At 29.7% G+C, this 12,839-nt stretch carries 11 protein-coding genes and 1 rRNA gene; 10 read left to right on the top strand and 2 right to left on the bottom strand.

Translation table 11 applies throughout. The features are described from left to right. Window positions 1–186 precede the first annotated feature (186 nt). The 7 genes from AABM47_RS05970 to AABM47_RS05940 all read left to right on the top strand — a co-directional run bounded on the left by AABM47_RS05970 (window position 187) and on the right by AABM47_RS05940 (window position 7,813). A complete protein-coding gene (locus AABM47_RS05970) occupies window positions 187–315 on the top strand; it encodes a hypothetical protein (RefSeq protein ID WP_338410013.1) in 129 nt (42 codons plus the stop codon). A gap of 79 nt (window positions 316–394) precedes the next feature. Further along, window positions 395–1,477, top strand: coding sequence for an agmatinase family protein (locus AABM47_RS05965; protein WP_338410012.1), 1,083 nt, complete (start codon window positions 395–397; stop codon window positions 1,475–1,477). A 49-nt stretch (window positions 1,478–1,526) separates the two neighbouring features. Continuing rightward, window positions 1,527–2,870, top strand: a complete 1,344-nt coding sequence (locus tag AABM47_RS05960; protein ID WP_338410011.1) for an NAD(P)/FAD-dependent oxidoreductase — start codon at window positions 1,527–1,529, stop codon at window positions 2,868–2,870. Between the two features lie 56 nt (window positions 2,871–2,926). Then, window positions 2,927–5,416, top strand: coding sequence for a DUF2339 domain-containing protein (locus AABM47_RS05955; RefSeq protein WP_338410010.1), 2,490 nt, complete (start codon window positions 2,927–2,929; stop codon window positions 5,414–5,416). Continuing rightward, window positions 5,406–6,620: a hypothetical protein gene (locus AABM47_RS05950; protein WP_338410009.1), complete on the top strand. Its 1,215-nt coding sequence runs from the start codon at window positions 5,406–5,408 to the stop codon at window positions 6,618–6,620. The genes AABM47_RS05955 and AABM47_RS05950 overlap by 11 nt, the downstream gene beginning before the upstream one ends. A 112-nt stretch (window positions 6,621–6,732) precedes the next feature. Further along, window positions 6,733–7,365, top strand: a complete 633-nt coding sequence (locus tag AABM47_RS05945; RefSeq protein ID WP_338410008.1) for a 7-carboxy-7-deazaguanine synthase QueE — start codon at window positions 6,733–6,735, stop codon at window positions 7,363–7,365. A 46-nt stretch (window positions 7,366–7,411) separates the two neighbouring features. Beyond that, on the top strand, window positions 7,412–7,813 hold the full coding sequence (locus tag AABM47_RS05940; protein ID WP_338410007.1) for a DUF2059 domain-containing protein: 402 nt from the start codon (window positions 7,412–7,414) through the stop codon (window positions 7,811–7,813). A gap of 53 nt (window positions 7,814–7,866) precedes the next feature. Here the strand turns inward: AABM47_RS05940 and AABM47_RS05935 are convergent, their stop codons facing one another. Continuing rightward, window positions 7,867–8,568 (bottom strand): methyltransferase domain-containing protein, encoded by a 702-nt coding sequence (locus AABM47_RS05935; protein WP_338410006.1) that lies wholly within the window; start codon window positions 8,566–8,568, stop codon window positions 7,867–7,869. 94 nt (window positions 8,569–8,662) lie between these two features. Here AABM47_RS05935 and AABM47_RS05930 point away from each other — a divergent pair, with 94 nt between their 5' ends. Continuing rightward, window positions 8,663–9,175, top strand: coding sequence for a YkgJ family cysteine cluster protein (locus tag AABM47_RS05930; protein ID WP_338410005.1), 513 nt, complete (start codon window positions 8,663–8,665; stop codon window positions 9,173–9,175). Window positions 9,176–9,203: 28 nt separating this feature from the next. Here the strand turns inward: AABM47_RS05930 and AABM47_RS05925 are convergent, their stop codons facing one another. Beyond that, window positions 9,204–10,415, bottom strand: coding sequence for a DUF1343 domain-containing protein (locus tag AABM47_RS05925; protein WP_338410004.1), 1,212 nt, complete (start codon window positions 10,413–10,415; stop codon window positions 9,204–9,206). Window positions 10,416–10,491: 76 nt separating this feature from the next. On the opposite strand from AABM47_RS05925, the gene AABM47_RS05920 reads away from it, so the two are divergent. Further along, window positions 10,492–11,724 (top strand): FtsX-like permease family protein, encoded by a 1,233-nt coding sequence (locus tag AABM47_RS05920; protein WP_338410003.1) that lies wholly within the window; start codon window positions 10,492–10,494, stop codon window positions 11,722–11,724. A 709-nt stretch (window positions 11,725–12,433) separates the two neighbouring features. Next, window positions 12,434–12,839: ribosomal RNA gene (locus tag AABM47_RS05915) — 16S ribosomal RNA — on the top strand; the annotation flags it as partial.

The following is a 12,839-nucleotide window of genomic DNA, read 5'->3' as shown; positions in this document are numbered from 1 at the left end:
CCAAAATATATAAAAAAAAAGCGTTTTTCCAGATTCTAAAAAATTTGGATTAATTAGTTAATTAACAAGAGCTGTTATTTTTATTCCATCAAATATAGCAGAAGGTTCAGCAAAATCATCTGACAAACATTTTTTAATATTTTTTTAGAAAACACATTAGGTTCTTGTTATGAAATAGAAACACAATTGTTAGTTTCAAAAGATTTAAATTATATAAAAGATTCTGATTATGAGTTATTAAATAATGACCTTTTAGTTTTAATTAAAATGACAATCAAGTTTATGAAGTATTTACAAAATAAATCAAAAAATTAAAACATCAATCAATAAAACTATCATCAAATTTTACGAAATTTATCCGAAAATCTAACATCTGACATCCAATATCTATAAAATGAACAAACAAGATATAATAAATACATTTGACCCATCGCAACCTGGCTTAGCAGATGCTACCATTTTTGGTTTGCCTTTTTCTTCAGAACAATCAGAAATAATTATAATTCCAGTACCTTGGGAAGTAACGGTGAGTTATGGATCAGGAGCAAGTGATGGTCCTGAAGCCGTTTTAGAAGCATCATTTCAAATCGACTTATTACATCAAGAATTTCCAGAATTATGGAAATTAGGAATTCATTTAGATGAAGCACCAAAAGATATTTCTTCCAATTCAAAAAAATATAAAAAACTTGCTCAGCCTATCATCAATGCTCTTGAAAAAGGAGAAAATTTAGAAGAAAACTTTAGTTTAAAACAAGATTTAGAAAAAATAAATCATGCTTGTTTCAATATGGTTGATGCGGTAGAGCAACAAACCATATATTGGTTGAATAAAGGTAAAAAAGTAGCGCTACTTGGCGGAGACCACTCTACACCTTTGGGTTATTATAAAGCTTTGGCAACAAAACATAAAGATTTTGGAATTCTACATTTAGATGCTCACATGGATTTGCGTATTGCTTATGAAGGTTTTAAATATTCCCATGCCTCAATTATGTATAATGCTTTACAGATTCCTCAAATTACAAAAATAGTACAAGTTGGAATTCGCGATTTTTGCAAACAAGAAGTTGATGTTGTAAAAGAAGAAAAAGGAAGAGTTTTAGTACACACGGACACGGATATTAAAAAACAACTTTTTGAAGGAAATACTTGGCAACATTTATGTGACCATATGATATATTCGTTACCACAAAAAGTATGTATTTCATTTGATATAGATGCAATGAGTCGCTTATACGCTCCCAATACGGGCACTCCAGTTCCTGGAGGATTGTCATATGAACAAGCTGCATATTTATTAAGTAGATTGTCAGAATCAAACAAAGAAATCATAGGGTTTGATTTGGTAGAAGTTGCACCAGGTGATGATGATTGGGACGGAAATGTAGGAGCAAGAATGCTTTTTCACATGTGTGGCGTTTTGGCAAAATCACAAAACATGACGGTAGGAAATAAAATAGTTTTTCAAAAATAAATAATCATAATTTTATCATATTTTTTTGATAAAAGCAAAGTATAAAAAAATGCAAACACCAAAAAAAATTGCCATAGTTGGAGCAGGATTAGTTGGTTCATTGTTAGCAATATATCTAAGAAAAGCAGGTCATTCAGTACATGTTTATGATAGAAGTCCCGATATTCGTAATATTCAATTCTCGGGTAGAAGTATAAATCTTGCCATGTCAAACAGAGGTTGGAAGGCTTTAGAAATCATAGGAATTGCACAAGAAATTAAAAAAATTGGCATTCCAATGGACAAGCGAGCCATACATACAGTTGATCAAGACCTAAACTTTCAAAAATATGGAAAAGATAACGAAGCTATTTTTTCATTATCTCGCGGAATATTAAACCGAAAGATGATTGATTTAGCCGAAGCAAACGGAGTTGAATTTTTCTTTGAACAAAAAGTGTGGGATGTTTCATTATCGGAAGCTATTTTACATGTTGGAGAAGATGAAAAAGGAGAATGGAAAAAACATAAGTTTGATATGATTTTTGGTTCTGACGGAGCCTTTTCTAGAGTTCGTCACAGAATGCAACGACAAAGCATGTTTAATTACTCGCAAGAATTTTTAGATATAGGCTATAAAGAATTAAACATACCAGCAAATGCTGATGGATCTCATAAATTAGATAAAAATTCTCTGCACATTTGGCCTAGAGGTAATTTTATGCTTATAGCTCTGCCTAATATAGATGGAAGTTTTACATGCACTTTATTTATGCCGCTTAAAGGAGAAAATTCATTTGAACAATTAAATAATGAAGAAGTATTGGTAGCCTTTTTTGCAAAACATTTTCCTTCAACGACAGAAGTTATTCCTGATCTATCAAAAGATTTTTTTAAAAACCCAAAAAGTTATTTGGTTACTATGAAGTGTTTTCCATGGACACATAATGACACTGTTGCCTTAATTGGTGATGCATGCCATGCTATTGTTCCTTTTTACGGACAAGGAATGAACGTTGGTTTTGAAGACATCACAGTTTTAAATGAATTAATGCAGCAATATGGCGACGATTGGCAAACAATTTTTACAGAATATGAAAATTTACGCAAACCAAATGCAGATGCTATAGCTGAGTTGTCGTACAGAAATTTCATAGAAATGAGTACAAAAACTGCAGATGCTCATTTTTTATTGCAAAAGAAAATTGAAAAATGGTTCTCAGATAAACATCCTGAAAAATGGATTCCTTTATATAGTAGAGTTACGTTTAGCCATCAACCTTATGCAGAGGCTTTAGCTGTTGGAGACCGTCAAAATGAAATAATGGCTGATATTTTACAAATGGATCACATCGAAAAAATTTGGCAATCTGAAGTTGTAGAGCACCGTATTTTAGAATTGTTAAATGTATAAAACATTTATTTAATAAACTTTTTATTACATTTGACCTAACCCTAATGATTTAAATTATGGAATTTCTGTTTTATATAGTAGTAGTTTTTTTTTTAATAGTCATTTTTAATACAATTAACACTAGGTTCAAAAACATAGAAAATTTATTATTTAAAACAAATGATAAAATTCAAGAGCTAAAAAAGGAACTCGAATTAAAATCAGTTAAAAAAACAACAGACGATATTTTAGAAGTTTCAAAACCTAATGAAATACCTAAGACAATTGAACAAATAGAGCCGGTTTTAATTGTTGATTCTGTATTTGATAAAAACAACAACCCTGTTTTAGAAACCCCCACAAATGCTGTTGAACCAATTTCTATATCAAAATTACCTCCTGTACCAAAACAGGCTTATGTACCAAAAAAATCATGGTTTAATAAATTTAAAGATAACAATCCTGATTTAGAAAAATTTATTGGAGAGAATTTAATTAATAAAATCGGAATATTAATTCTGGTTTTAGGAATTAGTTTTTTTGTAAAATTAGCTATTGATAAAAATTGGTTAAATGAGCCTGCAAGAGTAGGAATTGGAATTTTAGCGGGTTCATTGTTAATGGCTGTAGCCCACAAACTTAAGAAAAACTTTGCAGCTTTTAGTTCTGTTTTAGTAGCAGGGGCTATAAGTATTTTTTACTTTACAATAGCTATTGCTTTTCATGAATATCATTTGTTTAGTCAAACAGTCGCCTTTGCTATAATGATTGTAATTACGGCATTTAGTGTCTTGGTTTCTGTTTCTTACAACAGGCAAGAACTGGCTGTTCTATCATACATTGGTGGTTTTGCGGTTCCTTTTATGATAAGCACAGGAAGTGGAAATTACATAGTATTATTTAGTTATATAGCTATATTAAACATTGGATTATTAGCAATTGCCTACTTCAAAAAATGGAAAGTAGTTACAATTTTATCATTCGTATTAACTAGTATTTTATTTGCTTCTTGGTACACAACAGAATTATACGATAACAAATTACCTCATTTGGGAGCTTTATTATTCGCAACTTTATTCTACTTCATTTTCAGCATTGTAATTGTGATGAATAATTTAAGAAACAAAGGGGTGTTTTCAACAATCGAATACGGAATATTAGTAGTAAACACGTTCTTGTTTTTTGGTTTAGGCTTAGGAATTATTCACAATTGGGGAATCAATTTTAAAGGAATTTTTACATTGTTATTAGCATTATATAATCTGGGCTATGCCATAGTTTTATATAAAAAATTTGGATTAGATAAAAAAGCTGTTTATCTTTTAATTGGACTGGCTTTAACTTTTGTAACATTAACTATTCCAATTCAATTTGATGGCAATCAAATTACACTTTTTTGGGCTGCCGAAGCTGTTTTGTTATTTTGGTTCTCACAAAAATCAAAAATAACCTCGTTTAAAACAGGAGCTGTTCTTGTTCAGTTTTTAACAATTATTAGTTTAATAATGGATTGGAATAAGTATGCATTTAATGAAAATCAATTTTCAATAATTTTTAATCCAATATGCATATCAGGTATTTTTGTTTCTGTTTCATTAATTGTTACATATCTTCTTCTTAAAAAAGAAGCTACTAATTATACAATACTTAATTACACATTTGACGTTTCATTTTATAATAAAATACTTGTAATTGCAACAGTATTAGTCATCTACTTTACAGGAATTTTAGAAACCATTTATCAATCAAATCAATGGTTTCTAAATAAAAATACCGCATTGTCTTTTTCGGTGACCTATCATTTTATTTATACTGCTTTAGTCTTGTTTTTAGTTTCAAAATATAAAAACATAATTTTTATAAAAACACGTGTAGCTATTATGTTAATAAGTGCTTTTCTTTATATGGTATGGTTTTTTAATATCCCTAACAAAGAAATTACTGCAAACTTTATCCAAGAAACAAATACAAACTATGCTTTTTATTTGCATTATATTACACTAGCTTGTTTAGCCTTTTTCGCATTTCAATTATTTAAAATTACCATAACCCAACCTAAACTAAAAATATTAAATTATAAAATCGCTCCTTGGCTGTTTGTGTTTGCTATAGTTTATATCTTAAGTAACGAATTCATGACACATGGTTTGCATTTTTCTCAAAACAGTATTGATAAAGTTCAGTTTTCTCAAAATTTTCCAAAACCAGACGCAGCAGACTATTATCTAGATTACGAAAAAAATCAATATCTAAATATAAAATTTAAAACAGTTAAACAACAAATAATAAAAATTATATATCCTGTTTTATGGGGAGTCTTCTCTTTTATTTTTTTAGTTGTTGGAATAAGAAAGCAATGGAAAAATTTAAGAATTATAGCTTTAACCTTATTAGGTATAACCATCATTAAATTATTTGTGTATGACATTAATAATGCATCTGAATCAGGAAAAATAACCGCCTTTATATTACTGGGGGTGTTAGTTTTAATCATATCTTTTGTTTATCAAAAAATACAAAAATTAGTTTCAGACGAAATCCCAAAAAAAGAATCAAATGAAAATTAAACTTCAAATAATTTGTGTGTTTATATTTGGTTTTACTTTTGCCCAAAATTATAAAGCAACTATTGAAAACGTAAAACAAAACGGATATCATAAAATTTTTATTGCACCAGAAGTCCGTTCTGCATCAATGGATAACTTAAGCTATTTCAGAATTTTTGATTCTAAAAACAATGAAGTTTCTTACCTTGTTTCTTCAGACAACATAAATACAGAACAAGCCGTTTTTAAAAGCAAACAAATAATAAGCAAAACAAGCCGGTTAGACTCCATTACTGAACTAGTTATTGACAATGAATTGTTTAACAAGAATAATGAATTAGCATTTAAAATTTCAAACACCAAACACAATAAAAAATATAAAATATCAGGCAGTTATAATGCTAAAGACTGGTATGGCTTAATTTCAAACCAAGTATTTACTAATCTTAACCATATAAGCAATAATTTTGTTATTAAAACGGTAACATTGCCTAATAATGATTATAATTTTTTAAAAATTGTGTTAAATGACAAAGAGTCTTTGCCTATAAACATATCCGAAGTAGGAAGTCTTAAGATTAATCGAAAGCAGCTCCAAACATGCCAAGTAACAAATTTTCAATATAAAATTACAGAAAACAAGAAAGACAAGAAAACAATAATTACTTTTTTAGCGGATGATTTTCAAAAAGTAGACCAAATTTCATTTGTAATTTCAAACAAGTTGTTTTCAAGAAATGCTAGTCTTTTGTTAACAAAAACAAAAACGATAAAAAGACAGACTCAAATTTTTCAAGAAGAAGTTTCAAATTTTGTTTTAAACTCAAGCACTTTAAATTCTTTTCAGTTAAATGGTTTTTTTGAAAAAAAATTCACAATTGAAATTGAAAATAAAGACAATCAACCTTTAGCTTTTAGTGAAATTGAATTACTACAAAAGTCATTATATGTAATTGCAGACATAAAAACTAATGAAAAGTACCAAGTTAGTATTGATTCTTCATTGACAAAGCCTCAGTATGATTTGGGTAATTTTATTAATGAATCTAAGATTGATTATCCAAAAGCAACAATTTCAAACCTTACAACAATTGAAACTGAAAAAGAAAACACTTCTAAAAAACCCTTTTGGCAATCAAATGCTTTTATGTGGATTTGCATTTTATTCGGAATTGCAATAATTGGTTATTTTGCAAAGGGTTTGTTAAAAGACATGAAAAATTAAGCACTGCTGGCCTATGCGGCTTTTTATACCTTAAAGCTATTCGTTACATTCTGTTTTCTTTTTTCAAAATTTTAATTCCCATTGCCTATATTTGCATACTATTAAAAATATAATGTTAGATAAAGAAACACAATTAGCAGTTGAAAAAGGGGTAATGCTTCCTTTAATGGAGGAATTTTACACCATACAAGGAGAAGGATACCATACAGGAACGGCCGCATATTTTATTCGAATTGGAGGTTGTGATGTTGGTTGCCATTGGTGTGATGTTAAAGAAAGTTGGAATTCAGAATTACACCCTCCAACTCATTCAAATATCATTGTCGAAAATGCCAAAAAACATGCCGAAACTGTTGTTGTTACTGGTGGTGAACCCTTAATGTGGGACATGTCAAACTTAACAGCAAAGTTAAAAAATGAACATTTAAAGGTTCATATTGAAACATCTGGTGCTTATGCGGTAACCGGTCAATGGGATTGGTTTTGTCTTTCACCAAAAAAAAATAAATTGCCTGTTGATGAGGCATACAATATTGCAAACGAATTAAAAGTTATTGTTTTCAACAAACACGATTTTATTTTTGCAGAAGAACAAGCAGCAAAAGTAAATAAAGAGGCCATTTTGTTTTTACAACCCGAATGGAGTAAAAAAGAACAAATGACCCCATTAATAGTTGATTATGTTATGAAAAACCCAAAATGGAGGGTTTCACTTCAGACCCATAAATACCTAAATATACCATAATTTTAAAAAAAAAGTTTATATTTACGCAATAAAAAAAACTATTATAATGAAGAAAATTATTTTATCAGTTGTTTTACTTTTAGTAGCTCAACTAACAATAGCACAAGACGAATTTAAAGCAGATGTTATTAAAGTTATTAAAGCGTCGGGCTCTGCATCTCAAATGGAATTGGCAAAAGACCAAATTAAGGCTATGATTCCAGAAGCAAAATTTGAAGAATTTTCAAAAGAGTTTGATGAAACATTACCTTCATTATATGATGCTATGGCAGAAAATTATATGACATCATACACACACGATGATGTTAAAGAAATGCTTAAATTTTATGAATCGCCTGTTGGAAAGAAAATTTCTGACACTGCTTCTGAAATATTAAAGAAAAACATGGAGTCTGGAAAAGAATGGGGAATGGCGCTTCAAGGAATGATGATGAAATATATGGAATAATAAATTTAACGTAATAAAAAATATAATCCCAAAATTAACGTTTTGGGATTTTTTTATTTTGTAATTTTTGCCAAATAATCAAAATGTTCACCTTCTAGAATTAATTCGCATTCTAAACCATTTGCTAAACAAGCATTTTGTAAAGTATTATAATCTAAATACAACCAAGGAAATGAATCTTCAGTTTCACCTTTATATTGAACAGTAAAAGTTAATTCACCATAATAATAATTTGCAGAAACTTCATAAGCACCATCTTCATCTTTATCAAACATATAAATGATATCAGAACTATCAATTAAAACTTGCCCGTTTTCATTTAAAAGAGATTTTAATTTTAATAAGTATTTCGAACAATTTTCTAAAGTTCCAAAAATACCAGTTCCATTCATCAAAAGTAAAATGGTATCATACTTTTCATTCTCAAGCGTCAAAATATCTTGAACTTTAGCTTTTTTTATACCTCGTAATTTGCAAGCTTTTATGGCATTCTCAGAAACATCAATAGAAGTTACGTTAAAGCCTTTTTCTTGCAAGTAAAGTGAATGAGTTCCTGAGCCACAACCAACATCTAAAACCATACCTTTTGTCAACTGCAATGCTTTCTGTTCTATTTTTGGCATTTCATCAAAACTTCTAAACAAATAGGCAACACTCATTTCTTCTTCATCAGATATAGATGTTTCTGTAATTAAATTTTCGGGAGAATTGTGGGTTAAATAATCTAAAATAGCTTTGCCAAATAGGTCTTTCATCTATGCTGAATTTATGTATAATCTTTTTATAGGCAATGCTATAATTAGTTTTCTAGTCTAAAGTTATCTATTTTTGTGCTAAGAAATTTAAAATATGCTAAAACCAAATCTAGACGAATTAAAAGAACTTGCCAAAGATACACATAAGGAAACTAAAAAATATTTTGACAAGATAAAAAAGCGTGTACCTAAAAATTTGGATGGTATAATGCAAAACTTACACGATGCGGAATTTAAAAAAACCGATTGTTTAGAATGTGCCAATTGTTGTAAAACTACGGGGCCTTTATTTACCATAACCGATATCGAAAGAATATCAAAGAGTTTCAAACAAAAGCCAAAGGATTTTATTACTCAGTATTTGCGTATTGATGAAGATAACGATTATGTACTAAACACTGTTCCTTGTACTTTTCTAGATGCCAATAATAAATGCTTTATTTATGATATTCGGCCAAAAGCCTGTCGTGAATTTCCTCACACCGACCGAAAAAAATTCAATCAAATTACAGATGTTACATTAAAAAATATCCCCATTTGTCCTGCAGCCTATAATATTGTTGAGAAAATGAAACAAAAAATTACATTTACAAAAGATACCATGTAAAATATTATTGCCTCTGTTGCAGCATCCTTTAATTATAAATTAAATAAGAGGCTCTCATTGTTTTAAATTTTTTCAACCCCTCTTTCCAACTATTTCTAATCTCTTTTTCAGAAACACCTAATTTTATTTGTTCTTGTAGCTTTCGTGTTCCAGCTAGTTTGACAAAAAAGGAATTAAAAAACTTAGCTTTATCAAAGGTTTCGTTATATGCTTTTAAGAGCCATTTTAACTCCAATTGCTTTATTTTATAGACAGAAGACAAATCTTCGCCATAACAAAGGGCATCTTTATGCATGGGATTTTTTGCCCCTATATTGGGTGTTGGAATAAAACTAAATTTACGTTTAGGTAAAAAAGGGGAGCCATAAATTTGAAATTGTTTTTCCGTTCCTCTGCCAACGCTAACATTGGTGCCTTCAAAAAAACACAAACTCGCATACAAATTAACAGCTTGGGCATTAGGTAAATTTGGTGATGGTTTAGCAGGCAAATCATAAGCCATAGTTCTACTATAATTCAAGCAAGGAATTACGATCAACTCACAATGAATATTATTTTTAAGCCATTTTTCCCCATTAATCATTTTTGCATATTCGCCTATTGTCATTCCATGCAAAACAGGTATGGGATGCATTCCTACAAAACTTGTAAATTCTTTTTCTAAAACAGGACCATCTACAATTTTGCCATTCGGGTTTGGTCTATCCAAAACAATTAGTGTTATATTGTTTTCAGCACAGGCTTCCATTACATAGTGTAGCGACGATATGTAGGTGTAAAATCGAGAGCCAACATCTTGTAAATCAAAAACCATTACATCAATTCCTTTTAACTGGTCTTGTTTGGGTTTTTTATTGTCACCATATAGCGAAATTATAGGCAAGTCGGTTTTGCTATCCTTCCCATCTTTTATAGGTTCTCCAGCATCTGCATTCCCTCTAAATCCATGCTCTGGAGAAAAAATTCGTTTAACATCTATAGATTTTAAAAGTAAAAAATCAACAACATGTGTTCCGTCAGATAAAAGGCCACTTTGATTGGTTACAATACCTACTTTTTTTTCTGCTAGCAAAGGCAGGTAGCGTACAAAATTATCTGCACCCATTTTTAATTTTTCAAAAATAGTGTCAATTTTAATTATTTCTTTTGTTACATTTCCTTTTCTTTCTTTCTTTATCACAGAATTTCCACACGATAGAGTAAAAAACAAAAATCCAAAAAATGAAGCTAAATATCTCATTATATATAGGTGTAATAAAATTATTAGTGTAATTAGAGTTTAAGATGTATTTTTGAACTCAAAAGTAAAAACAAATTTGAATTTAGAATATTTTATTTCAAAAAAACTAATTACTACTAAAAGTTATAAAAGTAGTATTTCTTCACCAATTATAAAAATTGCAACAACGGCTATCGCAATTGGCATTATGATGATGATTCTTTCTGTGGCCATAAGTGTAGGACTGCAAAAAAAAATACGAGAAAAAGTTTCAGCTTTTAATGGTCATGTAATAATTTCAAACTATGATGATAATCAATCTGAAGTTTCTAAAACACCCATTTTAATAAAGCAAAATTTTTACCCAAAATTTAAAAATATCTCAGGCATTTCTCATATACAAGCTGTAGCAAGCAAGGCGGGTATTATTCATACCGAAGATTCTTTTGAAGGAATTATATTAAAAGGTGTAGGCAAAGATTGTAACTTTCAATATCTACACGAATATATAACACAAGGCAGAATGCCAAATTTAAAATCAACATTAAACGAAGAAGTGCTTATTTCTCAATATATAGCAAATCGATTAAACCTTAAATTAAATGATCGATTCAAAACCTACTTTTTAAAAGAATCAGGAAGTAAGCCTAATTTGCGTATTTTTAAAATTGTAGGCATCTATAATTCCGGATTTTCAGAATTTGATGCAACCTATATTATAGGCGATATACGTCACATTCAAAAAATAAACAAATGGAATTCAAATCAAATTGGAGCTTTCGAGGTTTTTATAGACGATTTTGATCAAATAAAACAAAAAGGGGAAGAGATCTACAAACAAATTCCATCTACATATAACAGCATAACTATAGAAGAAAAATATTACGGCATTTTTGAATGGATAAAACTTTTTGATTTCAACACGATAGTCATATTAATAGTTATGATAATTGTTGCCACTATTAATATGATAGTAGCTTTATTGGTTTTAATATTAGAACGAACTCAGATGATAGGAATTTTAAAAGCATTGGGTGCAAATAATTGGAACATTAGAAAAATATTTTTGTATAACGCGTCTTATATTATTTTTAGAGGATTGCTTTTTGGCAACGGAATCGCAATATTTCTTTTACTCATTCAACAATATTTTGGAATCATAAAACTTAATCCAGAAAATTATTATGTCAATCTTGCGCCAGTGGACATAAATTTAGTAAATATACTAGCATTAAATATAGGCACAATAATCATTTGTTTCTTAGTATTGTTAATTCCGTCTTACATCATTACAAAAATTTCTCCTTTAAAAGCGATTCGTTTTAATTAATTCATCTTAAAAAGAAGAAATTTCATTATAATTTTTGTTAGTTTCTCCATATATATTAACTATATTTTCATGTTAGTTTTTATATTACTTGTATTGTTGTTTAATTTTCTACATTTTTTTCTTTAAAAAGGGCTTTAAGTTTGTTTATTATTTGTTTTAATAATAAAAGGATTAAAAAAAGTTTATGCTGTAAAGTTCACATAACCAAAGGTGTAAAAACAAATGCGAATAAAAGAATAAAAATAAATGAGTTAATACTTGTGGATTAGAAAAAAGATTCTACTTTTGCACCCGCATTAGAGCAGTAGTTCATACTATTATTGAGGTAAAAAAGATGTTGAAAAACTTTAAATTTTTTCAAAATAAAGTTTGCCAGATATAAAAACTTGATTTACCTTTGCCGTCCAAGAAATTGGTTAAAGCATTACAAGTTCATTGATTTATTGAGTAATTTTTTAAGGATAAAAAAATAAGTTTTTTTTCATTAAAACTTGCGAGATAAAAAAAAAGTTGTACTTTTGCACCCGCTTTGAGAAACAAGCGATATTAAAAAGAATGACACGTTCATAGACATATTGGATTGACAGCACAATTTTAAGTAGCGAGGAAATTTATTTCTTCAACATTTAGGATTGTAAATTAAGAGAGAGTAAGATTTTTCGAGTAGCACAATAGACCTAGTAAACTTTATCTACAATATTAAAATTATACGATGAAGAGTTTGATCCTGGCTCAGGATGAACGCTAGCGGCAGGCTTAACACATGCAAGTCGAGGGGTAGAAGGAGCTTGCTCCTTTGAGACCGGCGCACGGGTGCGTAACGCGTATGCAATCTACCTTGTACAAAGGGATAGCCCAGAGAAATTTGGATTAATACCTTATAGTATATCGAGTTGGCATCAACATGATATTAAAGATTTATCGGTGAAAGATGAGCATGCGTCCCATTAGCTAGTTGGTATGGTAACGGCATACCAAGGCTACGATGGGTAGGGGTCCTGAGAGGGAGATCCCCCACACTGGTACTGAGACACGGACCAGACTCCTACGGGAGGCAGCAGTGAGGAATATTGGACAATGGGCGCAAGCCTGATCCAGCCATGCCGCGTGCAGGA

Origin of the sequence: uncultured Flavobacterium sp., assembly GCF_963925415.1 — a bacterium.
Taxonomy (GTDB): domain Bacteria; phylum Bacteroidota; class Bacteroidia; order Flavobacteriales; family Flavobacteriaceae; genus Flavobacterium.
The sequence above is the reverse complement of the archived record's forward strand: the minus strand, read 5'-3'. Positions and strand labels throughout refer to the sequence as shown.

Coding starts and splice junctions, on each gene's coding strand:
- AABM47_RS05965 (WP_338410012.1), top strand. CDS start 395: ATGAACAAACAAGATATAATAAATACATTTGACCCATCGCAACCTGGC.
- AABM47_RS05945 (WP_338410008.1), top strand. CDS start 6,733: ATGTTAGATAAAGAAACACAATTAGCAGTTGAAAAAGGGGTAATGCTT.
- AABM47_RS05935 (WP_338410006.1), bottom strand. CDS start 8,568: ATGAAAGACCTATTTGGCAAAGCTATTTTAGATTATTTAACCCACAAT.
- AABM47_RS05930 (WP_338410005.1), top strand. CDS start 8,663: ATGCTAAAACCAAATCTAGACGAATTAAAAGAACTTGCCAAAGATACA.
- AABM47_RS05960 (WP_338410011.1), top strand. CDS start 1,527: ATGCAAACACCAAAAAAAATTGCCATAGTTGGAGCAGGATTAGTTGGT.
- AABM47_RS05925 (WP_338410004.1), bottom strand. CDS start 10,415: ATGAGATATTTAGCTTCATTTTTTGGATTTTTGTTTTTTACTCTATCG.
- AABM47_RS05955 (WP_338410010.1), top strand. CDS start 2,927: ATGGAATTTCTGTTTTATATAGTAGTAGTTTTTTTTTTAATAGTCATT.
- AABM47_RS05940 (WP_338410007.1), top strand. CDS start 7,412: ATGAAGAAAATTATTTTATCAGTTGTTTTACTTTTAGTAGCTCAACTA.
- AABM47_RS05950 (WP_338410009.1), top strand. CDS start 5,406: ATGAAAATTAAACTTCAAATAATTTGTGTGTTTATATTTGGTTTTACT.